Source organism: Marinovum sp. PR37, assembly GCF_028807375.1.
GTDB lineage: Bacteria > Pseudomonadota > Alphaproteobacteria > Rhodobacterales > Rhodobacteraceae > Marinovum > Marinovum algicola.
The window spans coordinates 60228-83871 of the sequence record NZ_JARAML010000015.1 but is presented as its reverse complement, the minus strand read 5'-3'; the positions used below and the strand labels follow the sequence as shown (position 1 = coordinate 83871).

At 66.6% G+C, this 23644-nt stretch carries 21 protein-coding genes; 15 read left to right on the top strand and 6 right to left on the bottom strand.

The features are described from left to right. Positions 1-13: 13 nt before the first annotated feature. The 5 genes from PVW49_RS13765 (at position 14) to PVW49_RS13745 (ending at position 9377) form a co-directional block, all read left to right on the top strand. The gene (locus PVW49_RS13765) at positions 14-2449 is read left to right on the top strand and encodes a GcvT family protein (RefSeq protein WP_274590796.1); all 2436 of its coding nucleotides are present in this window, start codon (positions 14-16) and stop codon (positions 2447-2449) included. Positions 2450-2567: 118 nt separating this feature from the next. Next, positions 2568-3464, top strand: a complete 897-nt coding sequence (locus PVW49_RS13760) for a homocysteine S-methyltransferase family protein (RefSeq protein WP_274590795.1) — start codon at positions 2568-2570, stop codon at positions 3462-3464. Positions 3465-3540: 76 nt separating this feature from the next. Then, a complete protein-coding gene (locus tag PVW49_RS13755) occupies positions 3541-5988 on the top strand; it encodes a GcvT family protein (RefSeq protein ID WP_274590794.1) in 2448 nt (815 codons plus the stop codon). Between the two features lie 188 nt (positions 5989-6176). After that, the gene (locus tag PVW49_RS13750; protein WP_074836185.1) at positions 6177-7790 is read left to right on the top strand and encodes a hypothetical protein; all 1614 of its coding nucleotides are present in this window, start codon (positions 6177-6179) and stop codon (positions 7788-7790) included. Positions 7791-8006: 216 nt separating this feature from the next. Further along, complete coding sequence (locus PVW49_RS13745; RefSeq protein ID WP_048532846.1) at positions 8007-9377, top strand: aspartate aminotransferase family protein; 1371 nt, start codon at positions 8007-8009, stop codon at positions 9375-9377. Between the two features lie 118 nt (positions 9378-9495). On the opposite strand, the gene PVW49_RS13740 is transcribed toward PVW49_RS13745, so the two are convergent. After that, a complete protein-coding gene (locus tag PVW49_RS13740) occupies positions 9496-9966 on the bottom strand; it encodes a c-type cytochrome (protein ID WP_074836186.1) in 471 nt (156 codons plus the stop codon). Positions 9967-10159: 193 nt separating this feature from the next. Between PVW49_RS13740 and idi the strand changes: the two genes are divergently transcribed. The 6 genes from idi (at position 10160) to PVW49_RS13710 (ending at position 15223) form a co-directional block, all read left to right on the top strand. Beyond that, positions 10160-10690, top strand: a complete 531-nt coding sequence (gene idi, locus PVW49_RS13735; RefSeq protein ID WP_048532844.1) for an isopentenyl-diphosphate Delta-isomerase — start codon at positions 10160-10162, stop codon at positions 10688-10690. Positions 10691-10761: 71 nt separating this feature from the next. Continuing rightward, positions 10762-11733 carry a KpsF/GutQ family sugar-phosphate isomerase gene (locus PVW49_RS13730; RefSeq protein ID WP_074836188.1) on the top strand — a complete coding sequence of 324 codons (972 nt, stop codon included), beginning with the start codon at positions 10762-10764 and terminating at the stop codon, positions 11731-11733. Continuing rightward, positions 11730-12521 (top strand): 3-deoxy-manno-octulosonate cytidylyltransferase, encoded by a 792-nt coding sequence (locus PVW49_RS13725; protein ID WP_048532842.1) that lies wholly within the window; start codon positions 11730-11732, stop codon positions 12519-12521. The genes PVW49_RS13730 and PVW49_RS13725 overlap by 4 nt, the downstream gene beginning before the upstream one ends. After that, positions 12518-13348 carry a 3-deoxy-8-phosphooctulonate synthase gene (gene kdsA / locus PVW49_RS13720; protein ID WP_274590793.1) on the top strand — a complete coding sequence of 277 codons (831 nt, stop codon included), beginning with the start codon at positions 12518-12520 and terminating at the stop codon, positions 13346-13348. Before PVW49_RS13725 ends, kdsA begins: the two co-directional genes overlap by 4 nt. 261 nt (positions 13349-13609) lie before the next feature. Continuing rightward, complete coding sequence (gene rarD / locus PVW49_RS13715; RefSeq protein WP_074836191.1) at positions 13610-14527, top strand: EamA family transporter RarD; 918 nt, start codon at positions 13610-13612, stop codon at positions 14525-14527. Positions 14528-14575: 48 nt separating this feature from the next. Next, positions 14576-15223: a pseudouridine synthase gene (locus tag PVW49_RS13710; RefSeq protein ID WP_274590792.1), complete on the top strand. Its 648-nt coding sequence runs from the start codon at positions 14576-14578 to the stop codon at positions 15221-15223. Between the two features lie 15 nt (positions 15224-15238). Here PVW49_RS13710 and PVW49_RS13705 read toward each other — a convergent pair whose 3' ends face one another. After that, positions 15239-15430 carry a DUF1127 domain-containing protein gene (locus tag PVW49_RS13705; protein WP_274590791.1) on the bottom strand — a complete coding sequence of 64 codons (192 nt, stop codon included), beginning with the start codon at positions 15428-15430 and terminating at the stop codon, positions 15239-15241. Positions 15431-15595: 165 nt separating this feature from the next. On the opposite strand from PVW49_RS13705, the gene PVW49_RS13700 reads away from it, so the two are divergent. Next, complete coding sequence (locus PVW49_RS13700) at positions 15596-17209, top strand: hypothetical protein (RefSeq protein WP_274590790.1); 1614 nt, start codon at positions 15596-15598, stop codon at positions 17207-17209. Positions 17210-17222: 13 nt separating this feature from the next. Here PVW49_RS13700 and PVW49_RS13695 read toward each other — a convergent pair whose 3' ends face one another. Next, positions 17223-17723: an Lrp/AsnC family transcriptional regulator gene (locus PVW49_RS13695; protein WP_048532836.1), complete on the bottom strand. Its 501-nt coding sequence runs from the start codon at positions 17721-17723 to the stop codon at positions 17223-17225. A 201-nt stretch (positions 17724-17924) separates the two neighbouring features. Between PVW49_RS13695 and trxB the strand changes: the two genes are divergently transcribed. After that, positions 17925-18929, top strand: coding sequence for a thioredoxin-disulfide reductase (trxB, locus tag PVW49_RS13690; RefSeq protein ID WP_074836197.1), 1005 nt, complete (start codon positions 17925-17927; stop codon positions 18927-18929). Positions 18930-19007: 78 nt separating this feature from the next. Here the strand turns inward: trxB and PVW49_RS13685 are convergent, their stop codons facing one another. Beyond that, a complete protein-coding gene (locus PVW49_RS13685) occupies positions 19008-19541 on the bottom strand; it encodes a DUF6647 family protein (RefSeq protein ID WP_274590789.1) in 534 nt (177 codons plus the stop codon). Positions 19542-19650: 109 nt separating this feature from the next. Between PVW49_RS13685 and PVW49_RS13680 the strand changes: the two genes are divergently transcribed. Both PVW49_RS13680 and PVW49_RS13675 read left to right on the top strand, forming a co-directional pair. Continuing rightward, on the top strand, positions 19651-20562 hold the full coding sequence (locus PVW49_RS13680; protein WP_274590788.1) for a LysR substrate-binding domain-containing protein: 912 nt from the start codon (positions 19651-19653) through the stop codon (positions 20560-20562). A 125-nt stretch (positions 20563-20687) separates the two neighbouring features. Next, on the top strand, positions 20688-22763 hold the full coding sequence (locus PVW49_RS13675) for a bifunctional sulfate adenylyltransferase/adenylylsulfate kinase (protein WP_048532831.1): 2076 nt from the start codon (positions 20688-20690) through the stop codon (positions 22761-22763). A 106-nt stretch (positions 22764-22869) separates the two neighbouring features. Here PVW49_RS13675 and PVW49_RS13670 read toward each other — a convergent pair whose 3' ends face one another. After that, entirely contained in the window at positions 22870-23097 is a 228-nt protein-coding gene (locus PVW49_RS13670; protein ID WP_048532830.1) for a DUF1150 family protein, read from the bottom strand. Positions 23098-23102: 5 nt separating this feature from the next. Further along, positions 23103-23516, bottom strand: a complete 414-nt coding sequence (locus PVW49_RS13665) for an Hsp20 family protein (protein ID WP_048532828.1) — start codon at positions 23514-23516, stop codon at positions 23103-23105. Positions 23517-23644: the final 128 nt, after the last annotated feature.

Here is a 23644-nt window from a genome sequence, read left to right as displayed (position 1 = left end):
ACAGGACCGAACCATGAGCGATTTTCCCACCCAGGCCCGCGTGGTCATCATCGGCGGCGGCGCCGTCGGCGCCTCTTGCGCCTATCACATCGCCAAGGCGGGCTGGGAGGTTGTGCTGTTGGAAAAGAACGAGCTGACCGCCGGCAGCACCTGGCATGCGGCGGGCAATTGCCCGAACTTCTCCACCTCCTGGGCGGTGATGAACATGCAGCGCTATTCGCTGGAGCTCTATCGCCGCCTGTCGGACGAGGTGGATTACCCGATGAATTATCATGTCACCGGCTCGATCCGGCTGGGGCACGGCAAGGAACGGGTGATGGAGTTCGAGCGCGCGTGCAGCATGGGCAACTATCAGGGCCTCTCGCTCGAGATGATGCAGGTCTCTGACCTAAAAGACCGCTATCCCTTCATGGAAACCCACGATCTGGCGGGCGCGCTCTATGATCCGGACGACGGCGATATCGACCCGGCACAGCTCACCCAGGCCTTGGCGCGCGGCGCCCGCCAGGCCGGGGCGCGGATCGAACGGTTCTGCCCGGCGACCGGTGTGAGCCGCAAGGACGACCAGTGGGTCGTGCACACCGACAAAGGCGACATCACCTGCGAAAAGGTGGTGAACGCCGCCGGTTACTATGCCCAGCGGGTGGGGGAATGGTTCAAACCCTATGGCGGGCGCAGCGTGCCGATGACGGTGATGAGCCACCAGTATTTCCTCACCGAGCCGGTGGCCGAACTCGAGGCCTGGTCGCAGGAGAACGGCAAGCTGCCGCTCCTGCGCGACGTCGACAGCTCGTATTACCTGCGGCAGGAGAAATTCGGTCTCAACCTCGGCCCCTACGAGCGCAACTGCAATGCACATTGGGTCACGCCCGACGATCCGATGCCCGAGGATTTCTCGTTCCAGCTCTACCCCGACGATCTCGAACGGCTGGAATGGTATATCGAGGACGCCATGGCGCGGGTGCCCCTTCTCGGGCAATCCGGTGTCGGCCGCGTCATCAACGGGCCGATCCCCTATACCCCCGACGGGCTGCCGCTGATCGGCCCGATGCCCGGCGTGCCGGAGGCCTATGAGGCCTGCGTCTTCACCTTCGGCATCACCCAGGCGGGGGGCGCCGGCAAGGTGCTGGCGGAATGGGTCACCGAGGGCCAGACCGAATGGGACATGTGGGCCGTCGATCCGCGCCGTTTCACCGACTACACCGATCCGGCATATTGCCAGGCCAAGGCGATGGAGGTCTATGGCCACGAATATGCCATGCATTTCCCGCATCATCGCTGGCCCGCCGCACCCGACCGCAAGCTGTCGCCGTTGCATGGCCGGTTGCAAGCGGCGGGGGCGGTCTTTGGCGATTACAACGGCTGGGAACGGGCGAACTGGTTTGCCAAACCCGGCGACGACACCTCCGAAGAGGCCACCCACACCTGGGCCCGCTCCGGCCCCTGGGCGCCGCGGGTGCAGGAGGAATGCGAGGCGGTGCGCGATCACTGCGGCATTCTCGCGATCTCGGGCTTTACCCGGCTCAAGGTCGAGGGCCCCGGCGCGCGCGATTACGTCGATAGTCTCACCGCCTCGCGGCTGCCTGGCGAAGGCCGGGTCGGGCTTTGCTATTTCCCCGATGGACGCGGCCGGATCCTGACCGAGATGACGGCAATGGTGCACGGGCCCGATGACGTCGGGCTGATCACCGCCGCGGTGGCGCAGTGGCACGACGCCGAGCTGCTCTGGCGGCAGGCGCCCGAGGGCATCACCGTGACCGATCATTCCGACGCGGTCGAATGCCTGCTGGTCACCGGCCCGAAGGCGCGCGAGATCCTCGGGCCGCTCACCGATCACGACCTGACGAAACCCTGGCTTTCGGCCAGTTTCGAAGGCGCGGTCGCGGGCAGGCCCTGCGCCTTGCTCCGGGTTTCCTTCGCCGGCGAGCTGGGCTGGGAAATCCACTGCGCCACCGAGGACGCGCCGACGATCTGGGATGCCGTCACCAAAGCCGGGGCAAAGCCCTTCGGCATGTTCGCTCTCAATGCCTTGCGACTGGAAAAGGGCTATCGGGCGTGGAAGGGCGATCTGTCGACCGATTACACCTTGCTCGAAGGCGGGCTGGACCGCTTTATCGACTGGTCCAAGGAGTTTCCCGGCAAGGCAGCCCTGGCGGCAGAGAAACAGCAGGGTTCGGTCAAAGGCTGCGTCTCGCTGCAAATCGATGCCGGGGAATGCGACGCGCCTTACATGGCGACCCTGTGGAAAGGCGACGAGGTGGTCGGCGAGGTTACCTCGGGCGACTGGGGTCATCGGGTCGGCGGCTCGATCGCGCTGGCGATGCTGCGCAGCGATCTGACCGCGCCGGGCAGCGAGATCGAAGTCGATATTTTCGGCACACGTTGTCCCGCCCGGGTTCACCCGGTCGGCGGCCTCTGGGACCCCAGGAACGAAAGAATCCGCGCATGACCGATCCGGCCTTTCTTTTGTGTCCAATTGCCCTCGGGAGTGTCCTCGCGCGCGGGGACAGAGGCGGCGCCGCAGAATGCCCGGCCTGCCGCACCCACCCCGGCCGAGGCGTGGCACGATGAGCCGGATCACCCTCCTCGACGGCGGCATGGGCCAGGAGCTGGTGCACCGCGCCGGAGACCGGCCGACGCCGCTCTGGTCGACCCAGGTGATGCGCGACCATCCCGGCCTGGTGGCGCAGGTGCATGCCGATTTCTTTGCCGCGGGCGCCACCGTCGCCACTGCCAACAGCTATGCCATCCTGCGTGATCGGCTGACCCAGGCCGGCATCGAAGCGCAGTTCGCCGCGCTGCATGACCGGGCCCTGCACGAGGCCGAGACCGCGCGCCGGGCGCATGGTGCGGGCCGCATTGCCGGTGCCATCGGCCCGATCGGCGCCTCCTACCGCCCCGATCTGCATCCGGCGTCGGATGCGGCCGTGGCGATCTATCGCGAGATCGCGGTGCTGCACATTCCGCGGGTCGACCTGATCCTCTGCGAAACCGTCGCCTCTCTGGCCCATGCCCGTGACATCCTCGCCGCGACGGTGCCGGGGGGCAAGCCGGTCTGGCTGGCCTGCACCGTGGATGACGAGGACGGCAGCCGGCTGCGCTCGGGCGAGCCGGTCACCGAGGTCGCCCGGATCTCCGTCGGCGAGGGCGCCGCCGCCGTGCTGGCCAATTGCTCGGCTCCAGAGGCGATGCCCGCGGCGCTGGATGCCATGGCCGGGGCGGGGCTGCCGACGGGCGCCTATGCCAACGGCTTCACGCAGATCACCAAGGAGTTCCTCAAGGCCAATCCCACCGTCGACGCGCTGGCGCCGCGCCGCGACATGGGGCCGGAAATCTACGCCCGGCACGCCCTGCGCTGGGTTGCCCAGGGCGCCACCATCATCGGCGGCTGCTGCGAGGTCAGCCCCGCCCATATCGCCGAGATCGCCCGCCGCCTGAAAACCGAAGGCCACAGCATCGTCTGAACCCTCACCCGTTCCAACTCTTTCCGGGTCCGGGGACGCGCCCCGCGAGGCCCGGCCTGCCAGGAAAGTCTGCCCCATGCCGCATCTTCCCGCTCACGCCCGCGCCGTCATCATCGGTGGCGGTGTCATCGGCTGTTCCGTCGCCTATCACTTGACCAAGCTGGGCTGGAAAGACGTCGTGCTGCTTGAACGCAAACAACTCACCTCGGGCACCACATGGCATGCCGCCGGGCTGATCGCCCAGCTCCGCGCCACCGCCAACATGACGAAGCTGGCGAAATACAGTCAGGAGCTCTATGGCGCGCTCGAGGCAGAGACCGGCGTTGCCACCGGCTTCAAGCGGGTCGGGTCGATCACCGTGGCATTGACCGGCGAACGGATGGAGGAACTGGCCCGGTCCGCCGGCATGGCGCGCGCCTTCGGGGTCGAGATCGAAGAGATCGGCCCGGACGACATCGGCCGGCGGTATGCCCATCTCAACCGCGAGGATGTGGTCGGCGGCGTCTATCTGCCGAAGGACGGGCAGGGCGACCCCGGCAATATCGCGCTGGCGCTGGCCAAGGGCGCGCGCCAGCGCGGCGCGGTGATCGCCGAGCGCACCAAGGCCACCGGCGTCACCCGCACGGGCCGCCGCATCACCGGCGTCGACTGGCAGGCCGAGGACGGCAGCCAGGGCCATATCGCCTGCGAACATGTCATCAACTGCGCCGGAATGTGGGGCCGCGAGGTGGGCGCGATGCTGGGCACCGACGTGCCGCTGCATGCCTGCGAGCATTTCTACATCGTGTCCGAACCGATTGCCGGGCTCAGCGAGCTGCCGGTGCTGCGGGTTCCCGATGAATGCGCCTATTACAAGGAAGACGCCGGCAAGATCCTTTTGGGCGCCTTCGAGCCGGTGTCGAAACCCTGGGGCATGGCGGGCATTCCCGACAGTTTCGAATTCGACCAGTTGCCCGAGGATTTCGACCATTTCGAGCCGATCCTGGAGCAGGCAGTCAATCGCCTGCCGATGCTGGCCGAGGCCGGCATCCACACCTTTTTCAACGGCCCCGAAAGCTTCACCCCCGACGACGCCTATCACCTGGGCCTCTGTCCTGGCATGGACAATGTCTGGGTCGCCGCCGGCTTCAACTCGGTCGGCATCCAGTCGGCCGGTGGCGCCGGCATGGCGCTGGCCGACTGGATGGGCAGCGGCGAAAAGCCGTTCGACCTGGGGGACGTCGATATCGCCCGCATGGCGCCGGTGCAGAACAACCGCCATTACCTGTTCGAGCGGTCGAAAGAGACGCTGGGCCTGCTCTACGCCGATCACTTCCCCTTTCGCCAGAAGGCCACCGCGCGCGGTATCCGGCGCACGCCTTTCCATGCGCATCTGGCCGCCGAAGGCGCGGTCTTTGGCGAGTTGGCGGGCTGGGAACGCGCCAACTGGTTCGCCCGCGACGGGCAGGCGCGCGATTACGAATATTCCTGGAAGCGGCAGAATTTCTTCGACAATGTCGCCGATGAAGTGGCCGCGGTGCGCAGCTCTGTCGGCATGTACGACATGACCTCTTTCGGCAAGCTGCGCGTCGAGGGGCCGGATGCCGAGGCCTTTCTCAACCATGTCTGCGGCAATGACATGTCGGTGCCGGCGGGCCGCATCGTCTATACCCAGTTTCTCAATGCGCGCGGCGGGATCGAGGCCGATGTCACCGTCACCCGCCTCTCCGAGACCGCGTATCTGGTGGTCACGCCGGCGGCCACACGGTTGGCCGACGAGACCTGGCTGCGCCGCCACCAGGGCGAATACCGTGCCACGATCACCGACATGACCGCCGCCGAAGGCGTGCTGGCGGTGATGGGGCCGAACGCCCGGGCGCTGCTGCAATCGGTCTCGCCCAATGATTTCTCGAACGCGGTCAACCCCTTCGGCACGGCGCAGGAGATCGAAATCGGCCTAGGGCTGGCGCGGGCGCATCGCGTCTCTTACGTCGGCGAGCTGGGCTGGGAGCTGTACGTCAGCTCGGACATGGCGGCGCATGTGTTTGAAACGCTGCGGGCGGCGGGGGCGGACCACGGGCTCAAGCTCTGCGGCATGCACATGATGGATTGCGCCCGGATCGAGAAGGCCTTTCGCCACTTCGGCCACGACATCACCTGCGAGGATCACGTGCTCGAGGCGGGCCTCGGGTTTGCGGTCAAGTCCGCCAAACCGGCGTTCATCGGCCGCGACGCGGTGCTGCGCAAGAAGGAGGCCGGGCTCGACCGGCGCCTGCTTCAGTTCCGCCTGACCGATCCCGAGCCGCTGCTCTATCACAACGAGCCGATCCTGCGCGACGGCAAGATCGTGGGCTACCTGTCGTCGGGTGCCTATGGCCACCATCTGGGCGGCGCCATCGGGCTGGGGTATGTTCCTTGCGCCGGCGAAAGCGCGGCCGAGGTCAAGGCCTCGCGCTACGAGATCGACGTCGCCGGGCAGCGGGTGCCGGCCGAAGTTTCGCTGCGGCCGATGTACGATCCCGGAAACGACCGCATGCGGGCTTGACCTTGGCCTGGCACGGGGATGAAACTGCCGCGCAAAATTGCGCGGGCAGCAACGCAGGGATCACATTCTGCCCTCGCCAGCGACCGGAAGTTGTGCGATTTCACGATTTTTTCACGATTGAAGCGCGTGGGCCTCTTGGCAGAAGTGTGTAACAACAGTCATCTAGACCGCAAAATGGGGGCGGACGGATGGCGGGCGTTTACGAAATCAGATTCTTTGGCACCTTTTCGATGCAGGCGCCTGACGGCCGCGATGTCACACCGCGCGGATCCAAGGCGCGCGCGGTTCTGGCGCTGCTGGCGGCGGCGCAGGACATGCGGCGAGGGCGGCGCTGGCTCGAGGGCAAACTCTGGAGCGACCGCTCGCAGACCCAGGCCAGCGGCAGCCTGCGCCAGACCCTGAGCCAGATTCGCGCCGCTCTGCCTGATGACGAGACGATCTTCGAGGCCAGCCGGCTGAACGTCTGGCTCGAGCCCGGACGCATCCGCACCGATCTCGATCCGGCGGGGGGATTGCCCCGGGCCGATCGCGAGATGCTCGAGGGGCTGACCGTCCGCGACCCCGAATTTACCAAGTGGAAGGCCGATCTGATCCGCCGCCATGCGCCCCCCGCCGAGGTGTCGATGGCCCAGATCATCCGGCCGCGCGGCAGCGTCGGGCTGGTGGTACGCTCGGCGCCCGCCGGCGAAGGGCCGGCGGCGGAACGCATCACCGGCCAGATCCTCGCCGATCAGGTCGCCAAGAGCCTCGAAGAGCGCTTTTCCGTGGTGCGTTTTGCCTGGGGCGACAAGATGCCGGCCGACCTGCTTCCCGATATCGAGGTGCGCTGCGACGTGGCCGAGGACGGCGGCCGCGCGGTGGCCTTCCTGCGGGTGGAGAACGGCAGCGACGGGCGGGTGATGTTTTCGGACTATCGCAGCATGGCCGGGCCGGTGACCGAGATGATCAGCGCCGAGACCGTCACCGGGCTGGCCCATTCCGCCGCCGCGCGCATCCTGCACCGGTTGCCCGCCATGGTGCCGCTCGACCGGCCCGAAGCCGCCGCCGCCGGGTATGGCAGCCTCGGCATGCGCAAGCTGGCGCAATTCGACAAGGTTTCGCTGCAAGAGGCGAACCAGTTTTTCCGCCGCGCCCATGAGGCTGACGGCAATGGTGTCTACCTCGCCTGGCAGGCCTATGTCCGCATGGCGCAACTGCTCGAGACCGGACACGGCAGCGGCCCCGCCGACCGCGAAGAGACCGATGCGCTGATCACCCAGGCGCTGGAAAGCGCGCCAGACAATGCGCTGGCGATCTCGCTGGTGGCGCTGACCCGGATCGGGTTGCAGCATGATCCCGAAGCCCCCGCCGATCTCGCGATGCAGGCGATGAAATTCAATCAGTACAACCTGTTCGCGCAGCAGACGCTGGCGCTGGCGCACAGCACGCTGGGCAATCCGGCCGAAGCCTACCGGCTGTCGATCGCGGCGCGGGCCTCGGAGCCGGACGATGATCTCAGCCACCTCTGGGATCTGTTTCACACGCTGATCTGCATTTCGGCCGGCAAGCTCGACGAGGCGCGGCTTGCCGCCGCCCGCGCCAGCCGTGCCGCGCCCGGGTTCATCACCCCCAAGCGGCAGCTTGTGGTGCTGTGCGCCCATGCCGGCGACATCAAGGGGGCGCAACGCTACATGCGCCAGATTCAGGCGCTGGAGCCTGATTTTACCCTCGACCGTTTCCTCAACGATCCGGCTTATCCGGTGCCGACGCTGCGCCGCGCCGGGCTGATCTCGCAGCTTCGCAAGGACGAGCTGATCGGCTGAATCAAGCCGTCTTGCAATCGCCGATCCGCCGTGAAACGCTCCGCTCATGCGGGTGCATCTCTGCGGGTGCACCACGCAAGTCCCGACGCGATCGCGGCGGGCAAGCCGGGCCGCATTTCCACCCGGCTGCGAGGCGCGGGCGGCCACGGGGCTGCGGATTGTTTTGGAGAATAGCAGGACGGGCGGCTGGCGCGGCCTCTTGCGGAAAGGAAGATCATGCTGAAAAACGACATGCTCGAACAATGGGACCGGGAGAATTTCTTTCACCCCTCCACCCATCTGGCCGATTTCGCGCGAGGCGAGGTCGCACATCGTGTGGTGACCACCGGCGATGGCTGTCACATCGAGGATCGCGACGGCAATCGCCTGCTCGATGCCTTTGCCGGGCTGTACTGCGTCAATGTCGGCTACGGGCGCAAGGAGATCGCCGAGGCGATCTCGGATCAGGCGCATGAGCTGGCTTATTACCATGCCTATGTCGGCCATGGCACCGAAGCCTCGATCACCCTGGCCAAGATGATCCTCGACCGCGCGCCCGACCACATGTCCAAGGTCTATTTCGGCCTGTCTGGCTCGGATGCGAACGAGACCAACGTCAAGCTGATCTGGTATTACAACAACATTCTCGGCCGGCCCGAAAAGAAGAAGATCATCTCGCGCTGGCGCGGCTATCACGGTTCGGGTCTAATGACCGGCTCGCTCACCGGGCTCGAGCTGTTTCACAAGAAATTCGACCTGCCGCTGGCGCAGGTGGTCCACACCGAAGCGCCCTATTACTTCCGCCGCGACGATCTCGATCAGAGCGAGGCGGAGTTCGTGGCGCATTGCGTCGCCGAGCTGGAAGCGCTGATCGCGCGCGAGGGCGCCGATACCATCGCCGCCTTCATCGGCGAGCCGGTGTTGGGCACCGGGGGCATCGTGCCGCCGCCGGAGGGCTATTGGCCGGCGATCCAGAAGGTGCTGCAAAAGCACGACATCCTGCTGGTGGCCGACGAGGTGGTGACCGGGTTTGGCCGCCTGGGCTCGATGATGGGCTCGGATCACTACGGGCTGAAGCCCGACCTGATGACCATCGCCAAGGGGCTGACCTCGGCCTATGCGCCGCTCTCGGGTTCGATCGTGTCCGACAAGATGTGGAAGGTGCTGGAGCAGGGCACCGACGAGAACGGCCCGATCGGCCACGGCTGGACCTATTCCGCCCATCCCATCGGAGCCGCAGCCGGGGTGGCCAACCTCAAGCTGATCGACACGCTCGGGCTGGTCAAGAACGCCGGCGAGACCGGCGCCTATTTCAACAAGGTGATGGCCGAGGCGCTGGGCGGGCATGCCCATGTCGGCGACGTGCGCGGCGAGGGCATGATGTGCGCCGTGGAATTCGTCAAGGACCGCGACAGCCGTGGCTTCTTTGACGCTTCCGAAAAGGTCGGCCCCCGGGTCGCCGCCGCGCTGTTGGAGCAGGGGGTGATCGGCCGGGCGATGCCGCAGGGCGATATCCTGGGCTTTGCGCCGCCGTTCTGCCTGACCCCGGCCGAGGCCGATGAGGTGGCGGAAAAGACCCGCGTGGCGGTGAGCCTGGTTCTGGGGTGATCCCGGGCTGAGCGTGGCCCGGCAAAGTCAGCGCGGCGGGATTGCCCCGCCGCGTGTTACACGCCCGGTTCTTTCCGGGCGCCGGTGTCAGCCGCTGGCGCGCCGCCCGGATGCCCGATCAGCTGCCATCCGCGCCCATATCGGGGCCGATCTTCTTGAGGAAGGCATAGAGGTCTTTCGCCTCGTCTTCCTTGCGCACCCGGAAGCTCATCTTGGAACGGGCGGAACCGTCGCCGGTAACTTCCTGAACCGCGCCTTTCGGATCCATCACGAATGCCACGAAGCTCGCCTCGTCAAACACCAGCCCGGCCTCGCCGGCGGCGATCATGTCCTTGCCATAGCGAAAATCCTCGACGGTACCGGCGGTGCGGCCGACGACGCCATAGAGGTTGGGGCCGGTCTTGGCCTTCTTGCCGGCCAGCACCTCGCCGGCGTCGTTGGTGACGACGTGGCAGGACTGGCACTTGCGGAACGCCTGTTCTCCGGCATCTGCATCGCCGGTGGCGGTTAGGTCGGGGCCGTGGCTGTCGGCCATCGCGGGCATGGCAAGCGCCATAGCCAGAAGCGATGTCAGGGCTAGGGTCTTCATCGGTCAAATCTCCTCAGCAATTCTTTCAGGACATAGGTTCGGGGCCATTAGGTCAAGCGCGACGTTTTGGCAAATCCTGCCCGCCATGGCGCCAGAGCCTTGATTTCCTTGGCGCTGAAAGGGTAGGCGGTCGGACAAGATGCCGCGCCCCGGCCGGGGCGTGGGGGCCTTTGACACCGACAGGAGGGGCATAATGGAAGACATGGTGCCCGCCTGGGTTGACGGAGAGCTTACACCCGTTGGCAAGCTCGAGGCGCATGAACGCGGGCTTCGGCACAAGGCAGTGTCGGTTTTCGTGCTGGCCGGCGATGCAGTGCTGATCCAGCAGCGCGCGGCGGGCAAATACCACACGCCAGGGCTCTGGGCCAACACCTGCTGCACCCATCCGCTCTGGGGCGAAGCGGCCGAGACCTGTGCCATGCGGCGGCTGGAGCAGGAACTGGGCATCACCGCCGTCACTCCGATCTGGCGGCACCAGGCGGAATACCGGGCCGATGTCGGCGGTGGCATGATCGAGCATGAGGTGGTGGAGATCTTCACCGTCGAGGCCAGCCGCGACCTTCCGGTCATTCCCAACCCCGACGAGGTGCAGGCGGTGCGCTGGGTGACGCGGGCCGAGTTGGTGGCCGAGATCGCCGCCATGCCGCAGATCTACACCCCCTGGATGCGCATCTACATGGCCGATCACGCCTCGGCGATCTTTGGTCACGGCCCGGCGGGCTGAGCGGCCGGCGGGCTGGCGCCTGCGCCGGCAAAGGTGTATCCGAGGGCAAAGACAGCGATGAAGGCAGCAGCATGACCAGACAAGCGGCGGATTTCGCAGCGGTGGCAGAGACCGGGCGCCGGGTGTTGCAGACCGAGGCGGAGGCGCTTCTGGCGCTCGGCCGGGCGCTGCCGGAGGATTTCGAGGCGGCGGCGCAGCTGCTGGCCGCGCTCGAGGGCCGGGTGATCGTCTCGGGCATCGGCAAGTCGGGCCACATCGGCCGCAAGATCTCGGCCACCCTGGCCTCGACCGGCACGCCGTCCTATTTCGTGCATGCCTCCGAGGCGAGCCACGGCGATCTCGGCATGATCACCCGGCATGACGTTTGCCTGCTGATCTCCAATTCCGGCGAGACCGCCGAGCTGCGCGACATCCTGCTGCACACACGGCGGTTCTCGATCCCGATGATCGGGATTTCGTCGAACCCGAACAGCACGCTGATGCAGGCCGCCGATTTCAAGCTGACCCTGCCGAAACTCCCCGAGGCCTGCCCGATGGGCCTCGCTCCCACCACCTCGACCACGCTGACCCTGGCGCTGGGCGATGCCCTGGCGGTGGCGGTGATGGAGCTGCGCGGCTTCGGCTCGGAGGATTTCCAGGTGTTCCATCCGGGCGGCAAGCTCGGCGCCCAGCTCAGTCGGGTGGAAGACCTGATGCACGGGCCGGAGATGCTGCCGCTGGTGCCCGCCGACATGGCGATGGCGGATGTGCTGATCACCATGACCTCGAAAAGCTTTGGCATCGCGGCTGTGGTCGACGACGGCCGGCTGGTGGGGGTGATCTCGGACGGCGACCTGCGGCGCAACATGGCCGGGCTGATGAAGATGACTGCCGGCGAACTGGCCAGCCGCAACCCGGTGACGGTGACGCCGGATGTCTTTGCCGCCCAGGCGCTGGCACTGCTCAACGAGCGCAAGATCGGTGCGCTGATGGTTGTCGATGACGACAGCCGCCCGGTCGGCATTCTCCATATCCACGATGTTCTGCGCGCAGGTGTTGCATGAAAACCGTTATCCTGATCCCCGCCCGCTATGCCTCGGCGCGCTATCCCGGCAAGCCGCTGGCCGAGCTGACACAGAAGGACGGCAGCAGGAAAAGCCTGATCCAGATGTCCTGGGAGGCCGCGCGCCAGATCGCCGGCGTGGACGAGGTGCATGTGGTCACCGATGACGACCGCATCCGCGAGGCCTCGGAGGGTTTTGGCGCCTCGGTGATCATGACCTCGCCCGAGGCCGAAAACGGCACCGCCCGCTGCGCCGAGGCGCTGGCCAATGGCGCGATCTCGGCCGATCTGGTGGTGAATTTCCAGGGCGACGCGCCGCTGACGCCGCCCTGGTTCGTGGAAGAGCTGATCGCTGCGATGAAGGCTGATCCCGGCGCGCAGATGGCCACGCCGGTGCTGCAATGCGATCCGGCGACCTATGACATGTTTGTCGAAGACCGCCAGAACGGCCGGGTCGGAGGCACCACGGCGGTATTTGGCGAAGATCACCGGGCGCTCTATTTCTCCAAGGAGATCGTGCCCTATATCGACCCGGCCAAGGTGCCCGAGCGCGACATTCCGGTCTATCACCATGTCGGCGTCTATGCCTACCGGCCCGAGGCGCTGCGGTCTTACACCTTCTGGGGTGTGAGCCGGCTCGAGACGCTGGAGGGGCTGGAGCAGCTGCGCTTCCTGGTGCACGGCGTGCCGGTGCGCTGCGTGGTGGTCGAATCGCGGGGCCGGATGTTCTGGGAGCTGAACAACCCCGCCGATGTGGCGCGGATCGAGAAGGTGTTGAAAGAGCAATGACAGAGACCAGAACCGTCACCATCGGCGAGATCGCCATCAGTGCGCAGGATCCCCTGGCGCTGATCACCGGGCCCTGCCAGCTCGAAAGCCACGACCATGCCCGGATGATGGCCGAGAAGATCGCCGAGGCCTGCGCGCCAAGCGGCACCCGGTTCATCTTCAAGGCCAGCTACGACAAGGCCAACCGGTCCTCGATCTCGACCCAGCGGGGCCTGGGGATGGAGGAAGGCCTGACCATCCTGTCGAAGATCCGCGAGGAATTCGGCTGCCCGGTGCTGACCGACGTGCATTCCGAGAGCCATTGCGCCCCGGCGGCCGAGGCGGTCGACGTGCTGCAAATCCCCGCCTTTCTCTGCCGGCAGACCGATCTGCTCTTGGCGGCGGGCGAGACCGGTGCCGCGATCAACGTCAAGAAAGGCCAGTTCCTGGCGCCGTGGGACATGGGCAATGTCGCCGAAAAAATCGCTTCGACCGGCAATCAGCGCATCATGCTCTGCGATCGCGGCACCTCCTTCGGCTACAACACTCTGGTGAGCGATTTCCGTGGCCTGCCGACCATGGCCAAGACCGGCTATCCGGTGGTCTTCGACGCGACCCATTCGGTGCAGCAGCCCGGCGGGCAGGGCACCGCCTCGGGCGGCCAACGCGAGTTCGCTCCGGTGCTGGCCCGGGCGGCGGTCGCGGTGGGTGTGGCGGCGCTCTTCATCGAGACGCACGAGGATCCGGACGATGCGCCGTCGGACGGGCCGAACATGATCCCGGTGGATCAGATGCGCGCGCTGATCGACCGGCTGGTGGCTTTCGACCGGCTGTCCAAGGGGCTCTGAGCCCCCGCGTCCCGGCCCCGCGCCGGGACCTCGCGCCGCAAACCGTGAGGCCCCGGAACAGGTCCGGGGCGCGGGGATTGCGCCGCAGCCCGGGCCGCTTGCGGGCGGGTTCTCTTGGGGCTGAGAGGCCCCGGCGCGAGGCCGGGGCGTGCTGCGCGACCCTCTGCCCCCGGTCCCGCAATAGAGAGCGCATTTTCCGGGTCGCCTTTGTCGCGCGGTTCTGGCAACAGGATCCGGTCGCCTTGCAGAAGGATCCGCCAGATGCGCCCTGCCGAAGCTCTCAAGCCCAAGACCAACGAAGATACCGCGCAGGGCCTGGCCTTTGCCGTCTCGGCCTATGTCATCTGGGGCTTTCTGCCGCTTTACATGAAGCTGCTGGCGCATATTCCGCCGGCCGAGGTGGTGGCGCACCGGGTGATCTGGTCGGTGCCGATCGCGGCGGTGGTGCTGGTGGCACTGGGGCGGACGGCCACCCTGCGCGAGGCGCTGCGCAACCCGCGGATGCTGGCGATGGGCTGCGTGACGGCGGCGCTGGTGTCGATCAACTGGGGCATCTACGTCTGGGCGATTGCCAACGATCGTGCGCTCGACGCGGCGCTGGGGTACTACATCAACCCGCTGTTCTCGGTCTTTCTCGGCGCGGTCCTGCTGGGTGAACGGCTGAGCCGGGCGCAGATCGCCGCCATCGCCCTGGCGGCGGCGGCGGTGCTGGTTCTGGCGCTGGATGCCGGGCGGCTGCCCTGGGCGGCGGTCGGGCTGATGCTGTCCTGGGGATTCTATGCCCTGGCCAAGAAGCAGTTGCCGATCGGCCCCAACCAGGGGTTCCTGCTCGAGGTGCTGATCCTGACGCCGCCGGCGCTGGGTTACATCGCCTGGACGGTCGCGACCGGACAATCGCATTTCACCACCAGCCTGACGCTGGACACCTGGCTGCTTCTGGGCTGTGGTGTCGTCACCGCCGTGCCGCTCCTGTTTTATGCCAATGGCGCCAAGGGGCTGCGGCTTTCGACCATCGGCGTGCTGCAATATATCGCGCCGACGATGATCTTTCTCTGCGCGGTGCTGGTTTTCAAGGAGCCCTTCGGCCAGGCTCGGATGATCGCCTTTCCGATGATCTGGGCGGCGTTGGTGATCTATTCGGTGGCAATGCTGCGCGGCATGCGGCGGCTGGGCGCCTGACCCGTGGACCCTTGCGGCGGCGCCGCGCATTTGCCACACCCTCGGCGCATGGATGACAGCTATCAGCCCCCCGACACGCCGCTCGACGTGCTGCACGAAGATCACGAGATCCTCATCGTCAACAAGCCCGCCGGCCTCCTGTCGGTGCCGGGCAAGGGGCCGCATCTGGCCGATTGCCTGATCGCCCGGGTGCAGGAGGCCTTTCCGACGGCGCTGCTGGTGCACCGGCTGGACCGCGACACATCCGGCGTGATGGTCTTTGGCCTGACGCCGCATGCCCAGCGCCACCTTGGTCTGCAATTCGAGAAGCGCGGCGTCAGGAAAACCTACGTCGCGCGGCTCTGGGGCCGGCTGGAGCCGCGCACCGGCACCGTCGATCTGCCGCTGATCGTCGACTGGGAGAACCGGCCGTTGCAAAAGGTCTGTCACGAGACCGGCCGGGCGGCGCAGACCGATTGGCGGGTGCAATCCTACGAGGCCGACGAGACCCGCGTGCGCTTCATGCCCAAGACCGGGCGCAGCCACCAGTTGCGGGTGCATGCCCTGGCGCTGGGGCATGTGATCCTCGGTGATCCGCTTTATGCCAGCGGTGCGGCGCGGGCCTATCCTCGGCTGATGCTGCACTCCGAGGAGCTGCGGTTCCGCCATCCAGATGGCGGCGAGGGGGTGAAGTTCCGGGCGGTGGCGCCGTTCTGAGGGCGCCGGCCGGTTTCAGTGGCCGCCGGTATCGGCGTCGCGGCGGGTGAGCCCCATGTCGCGCAGTGCCGCGTCGCTCAGGCGGCGCATCTGCTGGCGCTGGCGATAGGCACCGTCGGCGGCGATCAGCCAGCCCAGGACGCGGGCCAGGATCGAGCGGGTGGCGGGGCGGTGAAGCGGGCGGGGGAGGCTGCGATGGGTCTGCATGGTCGGGCTCCTTTCGAGGTATGACATTGGATGACCTCAGACTGACAGCCGCCTGCAAAAGCAGCGCAAAAAGCCGGGTGCAAAGGCCGCCCCCGCGTGCAAGACTTTCGTAAAATGAGCCGGATACACCGTAAAATCGGCGCTGAGAGGAGCCTGACAGCCGAAATGCCCGACCTCGTGATCCATCTGCGCGGCCCCTTGCGGATCGCCACCGGCGACGGCCGGCCGCTGGCCGGCCTGACGCGGCGGGGGCAGGCGATGCTGGTCTGTCTGGCGTTGCAGCCGGGGATGCGGGCCGAACGGGGGTATCTGGCCGAGCTGCTCTGGAGCGACCGGTCGGAAGAACAGTCGCGCGCCTCGCTGCGACAGGAGCTTTCGGTGCTGAAACGGGCCGTGCCGGAGGCGATTCTGGCGGCGGATCGCCAGTCGGTCTGGCTCGATGCCGGCGCGGTGCAGGTTGACGAGGGCGGCGCCGGCGATCTGCTCGAGGGATTCGATCTGGCTTCGGAAGGTTTCGAGGACTGGCTGCGGCAGGCACGGGCGGGGCGCGCCGCAGAGGCGCCCGCCGATGCCGGCGACGCGGCGCGGGGCGAGCGGCCGACGCTTGCGGTGCTGCCGTTCGAGGAATTTGGCGCCGCCGCGCGGGACATGTTCGCCGACGGTGTGGTCGACGAGATCACCAGCGCGCTCAGCCGGTGCAAGGAGTTCCGCGTCATTGCCCGGCAATCGGCTTTTGCGCTGGGCGATCCGGGGCTTTCGGTGCCCGAGGCGGCGGCGCGACTGAAGGCGGATTACATCGTCGAGGGGTCGGTGCGCCGCGCGGGCGAACGGCTGCGGATTTCGGTGCAGCTGGTGCGGGGCCACGACGGGCATACGCTCTGGACCGCGCGCTTCGATGATCGGCTGGACGATCTGTTCGACCTGCTCGACCGGATCGCGGCCCAGGTGGCGGGGCAGATCCTGCCCAACCTGCGCGCCGCCGAGATCGCCCGCGCCCGCGCCCGGCCGCCGCAGGACCGGACCGCCTATGAGCTGATGCTGACCGCGCTGCCGCATTTCTGGGCGCATCGCGGCGAAGAGAACGAACGCGCCATCGCACTGCTGGATCAGGCGTTGCTGCATCAGCCGGATTTCGCGCCGGCGATGGCCTACAAGGCGTGGTGCCATGCACATCACTGCTGCTACACTTGGACAACCGACGGCGCACCGCATCAGGCGGCGGCCCGGACGCTCGTGTCTCGGGCGGCGCCGATGGTGCAGGACGATCCCGGCGCGCTGGTGGCGCTGTCGGCGGCCTGCGGGCTGGCGCTCAACGATTTTGCCCGGGCGCGGAGCCTGGTCGACCGGGCGTTGCTGCTTGATCCGAACAACGCCTGGGGCTGGCTGCGGCTGGGCTGGACGGCGGTTTATGTCGGAGAGTTCGACACCGGCATGGCGGCCTTTGATCGCTACGATCAGCTCAGCCCGCTCGATCCCTTCCGCTTCAACGGGCTGTTCGGCCGCTCTGCCGCGCTGCGGGCGATGCGGCGGTTCGACGAATCGGTGGCGCTTTGTGAACAGGGGCTGCGCGAAGGGACCGGGGTGACCTGGGCCTACCGGATGCTCTTTGGCACCCATTGGCTGGCCGGCAACAAGGATGCGGCAATGGAGGCGGCGCGGAAATGGCGGGCCGCCTATCCCGACATCACCTTCGAGATGGCGCGCAACCTGATGCCGAAATGGCAGCACGACCCGGCCTATTACAAGGCGCTTCAGGAATTGTGGCGGCAGGACGGCTGAGTCGCGGGCCGGATCAGGCGCTCTTGCTCAGCCGCGCTTCCAGCACGTCGAAGGGCACGCCGGGCTCGTCCTTGGCGCCGCGGATCACCAGCGAGGTCTTGACCGAGGCGACATTGGGCGCGGTCAGCAGTTCGCCGGTCAGAAAGCTCTGAAAGCTCGACAGATCGGGCGCCACGCATTTCAGGATGAAATCCACCTCGCCATTCAGCATGTGGCACTCGCGCACCAGCGGCCAGGCGCGGCAGCGGTCCTCGAAGGCCGAAAGATCGGCCTCGGCCTGGCTCACCAGACCGACCATGGCAAAGACCTGCACCTCGAATCCCAGCTCGCGGGCGTCGATATCGGCATGGTAGCCGCGTATGAATCCCTGCTCTTCGAGCGTGCGCACCCGGCGCAGGCAGGGCGGGGCCGAAATGCCGACCCGGCGGGCCAGCTCGACATTGGTCATCCGCCCGTCGGCCTGAAGCTCGGCCAGGATTTTGCGATCTATCGGGTCTAGTCGAGTTCCCGGCATGTATCCCTCCGCCGAAATTGCGTTTGTTATACCAGCCCTGTCAGGCGACGCAATAATGTTTCGCTCTTGCGCAAGATTGTTTTTGCCGCGCCGGTCTGGCTGGTGTCAGGGCGCATAGCGGCCCTGCATGGTCTTTTCGTCGGGCGACGGGATCGCTATATGCGGCCTCTGACATGCAAGCGCAAGCCAAAGGGGCACAACATGGGTGAGACACGCCACACCAAAGTTCTGATCATCGGGTCCGGCCCCGCGGGCTATACCGCCGGGGTCTATGCCAGCCGCGCCATGCTGAGCCCGATCCTCGTGCAGGGAATCGAGCCGGGCGGCCAGCTGACCACCACCACCGAGGTCGAGAACTGGCCCGGCGACACCGAAGTGCAGGGCCCCGATCTGATGGTGCGGATGGAGGCCCATGCCAAGGCGATGGGCACCGAGATCATCGGCGACATCATCACGTCGCTCGATACCTCCAAGCGGCCGTTCGTGGCCAAGGGGGACAGCGGCACCACCTACACCGCCGACGCGGTGATCCTGGCCACCGGGGCGCGGGCGAAATGGCTGGGGCTGGACAGCGAAGAGGCCTTCAAGGGCTTTGGCGTCTCGGCCTGTGCCACCTGCGACGGTTTCTTCTATCGCGGGCAAGAGATCGTCGTGGTCGGCGGCGGCAACACCGCTGTCGAAGAGGCGCTGTTCCTGACCAATTTCGCATCCAAGGTCACGCTGGTGCACCGCCGCGACGAGCTGCGCGCCGAGAAGATCCTTCAGGAACGGCTGTTGAAACACCCCAAGATCGAGCCGCTGTGGTTCCATGAGCTGGATGAGGTCTTTGGCAATGACATGCCCAAGGGCGTCGAGGGCGTGCGGGTAAAGCACGTCAAGACCGGCGAGATCACCGAAATCCCCTGCAAGGGCGTCTTTATCGCCATCGGCCATGCGCCGGCGACCGAACTGGTGAAAGACACGCTGGAGCTGCACAACGGCGGATACGTTAAGGTCGAGCCGGGCAGCACCCGCTCTTCGGTGCCGGGCATCTTTGCCGCCGGAGATCTGACTGACCACATCTATCGCCAGGCGGTGACCTCGGCCGGAATGGGCTGCATGGCGGCACTCGATGCCGAGAAGTTCCTGGCCGAGCACGGCGAAGCCGAGCGCAGCCCCGAGGCGGTGACCGAACCGCTGGGCTACGGCGCCGAAACCCCGGCTTGAGCCGGGGTCCAAGTCGCCCGGTGCACCCCCGGGGGTGATGGGCGCGCCGCCATCCCCCCGCGGCGGTTGAGGCGGCGCCTAGGGGTGGATGTCGCGCGGCGTGCATCCCGATTCCAGCACCACCGCGATCCAGTTGACCTCGGGCTCGAGGCCCAACTCGTTCAGCCAGGCCTGTTGCAGCCGATAGGCGGGCAGTTCCTGCGCGCCGGGGCAATACCAGTGCCGCGCCTCGGCCTGTCGGTGGTGCGCCAGCTCATGCAACAGCGTGCTGACGTCAAAGGGATCGCGCGGCGACCAGGGACGGATCAGCCAGATCACCTGCGCCTCGGCATCGTAGAGCCCGCGCAGGGCGGCGTGCCGCGAGGACAGCCCGTCCAGCGCGGCGGCCCGGGCGGCGCTGACAAGCCGCACGGCGGGCGGCTGGGCACGGCGCGGCAGATCGGAGCGGCGGTCGAGCCAATCGTCGAGATGGGCCACGAGTTCGACCAGCGTCGGCGCGGTGCGCCAGGCCAGCGGATCGGCCGGTTCGGCAGCAGCGGGCAAGAGGGACAGCATCAGGCATAGGGCGCCTGTGCGTGCCAGCGCAAGGCTGGCCCGGAAAGGGAAGGTCATTACGTCCTCCGCATCTTGTTTTGTCAGGCTGTGCTTTGATGATACGCTGGGGGCGAGGGATGCCGCAAAAGACGTTTTTTCATCCCCGGATGAAGGGAATTCATCTGCCATGGGCCGACATTTTCCGCCTTTCGCCGCGGTGCGGGCTTTCGAAGCCGCCGCGCGCCACCGCAGCTTCAAACACGCCGCCGAGGAGCTGTGCCTCTCGCCCTCGGCGATCAGCCATCAGATCCGCGCGCTCGAGCAATATCTCGACACTGCGTTGTTCGAGCGGGACGGCAACCGGCTCGAGCTGACGCTGACCGGGCGCGGCTACGCCGGCAAGCTGACCGGCTTGCTCGACCAGCTCGACGAGAGCACCCGCGCGGTCAGCCAGGCCGGGGCGCGGCCTTTCCGGGTGCTCTGCACGCCGGGCTTTGCAGCGCGCTGGCTGGTGCCGCGGCTGGACCGGCTGGAATTTGGTGACCGGGTGCGGCTTCGGGTCTCGACCGGCGCGCCATCGACCGATTTCGCCAGCAACGGCAGCGACGTGGTGATCCAGTGGTCGGTGACGCCGACGGCGGGCGTATCTACCGAGCCCCTGATGGAATCGAGCCGCTATCCGGTGATAAGCCCCGAGTTGAAACACCGGGCCGCCGTGCACCGGCCCGGTGACCTTCTGCGCCTGCGGCTGATGTACGACGAGACCGACGATGCCTGGGGCGAATGGTTCCAGGCCGCTGGCGTGACGCCGGCCGCACTGCCGCAGGGCCCGGTCTTTCCCAATTGCGAGCTGGCAACCACCGCGGCCGAGCGAGGGCAGGGGGTGTCGCTGGCCTATGATGCGGTGGTGCGGGCCACGCTGGCATCCGGGCGGCTGGTGCGGCTGTTCGAGGCGGTGACCCTGCCGATGGTAATCTATTCCCTGGCCTATCCCGAGGGGCGGGCCGGCGATCCGATGATCCGCGCCTTTCGCGACTGGATCTTCGCCGAGGTCGCGCGCGAGCAGGTCGGGGTGCGGGTGGCTTCGGCGCTGGCCTGAGCGCGTCATGCGGCTGCTGCAAAGCGGCATTTCGGCAACGGCGTGCCTGCGCCGCCGCTTCGGGCTTTCCTGGGGCGGCGACTTGTGCGATGTGTTCAGCGTTGAACATACTTTGAGTCGCTCCCATGGCCCCGCCCAAAGCCAAACCGATCACCGATGAGGACGGCAATGTCTTTCGTCTCCTGCGCCAGCTCGATCTGGCGCCGGAGGCGTCGCAGCGGTCGATCGCCGAGGCGCTGGGCCTGTCGCTGGGCACGCTGAACACGCGGCTCAAATCTGCCGAGGCGGCCGGGTTCATCAAGATCAGCGAACGTTCGGGGCCCGACCGGCGCCAGCGGTTCGCCTATGTGCTGACCCCGCGCGGGGCAGCGGAAAAGAACCGGCTGACCGAGAGTTTCCTCGCCCGCAAGCTGGCGGAATACGAAGCGCTTCATGCCGAACTGACGGGCACCGCCAGCGGTCTCGTCCCCATCAAACACAGGACTGAATTGATGCAGAACAACCTGGCTCCGATTTCGGAACTCTATGTCTCTTACGAGAGCGCCCAGAAGCTGAAGGTGGAGGCCGGCAATCTGGTCAGCCACGATCTCAGCCCGCGCCAGATCTGTGATCTGGAACTTCTGATGAACGGCGGTTTCAACCCGCTCAAGGGGTTTCTGTCGGAAGAGGACTACAACGGCGTTGTCGAGAACATGCGCCTGGCCGACGGGTCGCTCTGGCCGATGCCGATCACGCTCGACGTTTCCGAGGAATTCGCCGCCTCGCTCGAGATCGGCCAGGACATCGCGCTGCGCGATCAGGAAGGCGTGATCCTCGGCACCATGACCGTGACCGACCGCTGGACCCCCGACAAATCGCGCGAGGCGGAAAAGGTGTTCGGCGCCGATGATGCGGCCCACCCGGCGGTCAACTACCTGCACAACACCGCCGGAAAGGTCTATCTCGGCGGGCCGGTGACCGGTATCCAGCAGCCGGTGCATTATGATTTCCGCGGCCGCCGCGACACGCCGAACGAGCTGCGCGCCCTGTTCCGCAAGCTGGGCTGGCGCAAGGTCGTGGCCTTCCAGACCCGCAACCCGCTGCACCGCGCCCACCAGGAGCTGACCTTCCGCGCGGCCAAGGAAGCCCAGGCCAACCTGCTGATCCATCCGGTCGTCGGCATGACCAAGCCGGGCGACGTCGATCACTTCACCCGCGTGCGCTGCTACGAGGCGGTGCTGGACAAGTATCCGCAGTCGACCACCAACATGTCGCTGCTGAACCTGGCGATGCGCATGGGCGGCCCGCGCGAGGCGGTCTGGCACGGGCTGATCCGCGCCAACCACGGCTGCACCCATTTCATCGTCGGCCGCGACCACGCCGGCCCTGGCAAGAATTCCCAGGGCGAGGATTTCTACGGGCCTTATGATGCGCAGGATCTGTTCCGCGAGTACCAGAGCGAGATCGGCGTCGAGATGGTGGACTTCAAGCACATGGTCTATGTGCAGGAGCGCGCGCAATACGAACCCGCCGACGAGATCGAGGACCGCGACAATGTCACCATCCTCAACATCTCGGGCACCGAGCTGCGCCGCCGTCTGCAAGAGGGGCTGGAGATCCCCGAATGGTTCTCGTTCCCTGAGGTGGTGGCCGAGCTGCGCCGCACCCGTCCGCCGCGGGCCAAACAGGGCTTCACCGTGTTCTTTACCGGTCTCTCAGGCTCCGGCAAATCGACCATTGCCAATGCGCTGATGGTCAAGCTGATGGAGATGGGTGGCCGCCCGGTGACGCTGCTCGACGGCGACATCGTGCGCAAGAACCTCAGCTCCGAGCTGGGCTTCTCGAAGGAGCACCGCGACCTCAACATCCGCCGCATCGGTTATGTCGCCAGCGAGATCACCAAGAACGGCGGCATCGCCATCTGCGCGCCGATCGCGCCTTATGCCACCACCCGCCGTGCCGTGCGCGAGGACGTGGAGCAATTCGGCGCCTTCATCGAGGTGCATGTGGCCACCTCGCTCGAGGAATGCGAGCGGCGTGACCGCAAGGGGCTCTACAAGCTGGCGCGGGAAGGCAAGATCAAGGAATTCACCGGCATCTCCGATCCCTACGACGTGCCGGCGGATCCTGAATTGAGCGTTGAGACCGAGAATGTCGAGGTCGACAACTGCGCGCATCAGGTGATCCTGAAGCTCGAGAGCATGGGGCTGATCGCCGGCTGATCGCGGCAAAGGCCACGCAAAACGACAAAGGCCGCGGGCGATCCCGCGGCCTTTTGCCTGTCATACGGAGTGTGTCCGCCCGGCTCGGTACGGCGGGGAGGGCGGCCTAGTGGACCGCGACCGGCGCCATGTCGTGCTGCCGCGCCAAAACGAAGGCCAGCTTGCGGTCGGCCACGAGGGCCAGCTGCTCGCCATCCTCGCGGTGGACGGCGTAAAGCGTTTCGGCGCCATGCGCCTGATCGCGGATTTCCTCGGGCAGGTCGGCGACCGCCACCGGTTTCACATAGACGATATTGAGCGGCACCGTCTGGCCGAAATCATAATTCGTGTTCATGACATTCACCCTTTCCTGATATTGATCGTCTGCACCACGGTTTCCGGGCGTTGCATCGTCAGATCGACATGCAGCAACCCGTTTTCCATCACCGCTTCGCCCACCTCGACACCATCGGCCAGCACGAAGCTGCGCTGGAACTGCCGCGCCGCGATGCCGCGATGGAGAAAGACGCGTTCGCTGCCGTCGTCGCGCTGGCGGCCGCGGATCACCAGCTGTCGGTCCTCGACGGTGATCGAGAGATCGCCCTCGGCGAATCCGGCCACGGCCAGAGTGATGCGATACGAATGATCGGAGGTCTGTTCGATATTGAAAGGCGGATAGCCTTCGTTGCCGGTCTTCGCCGTGCGTTCCAGCAGGCGCTCCAGCTGCTCGAACCCCAGCATATGGGGGTAGGAGCCCAGGGTCAGTTTTGTCATGACACGTCCTTTGGCAAAGCGACATCTCTTGACCGGCCCCGTCAGCGGCAACCGGTTCACAACGAATATGGTGTGGCATCCGTTGGGCTGCAAGACCTTTGCCAAAAGCCTTTGAACACAGTATCCTG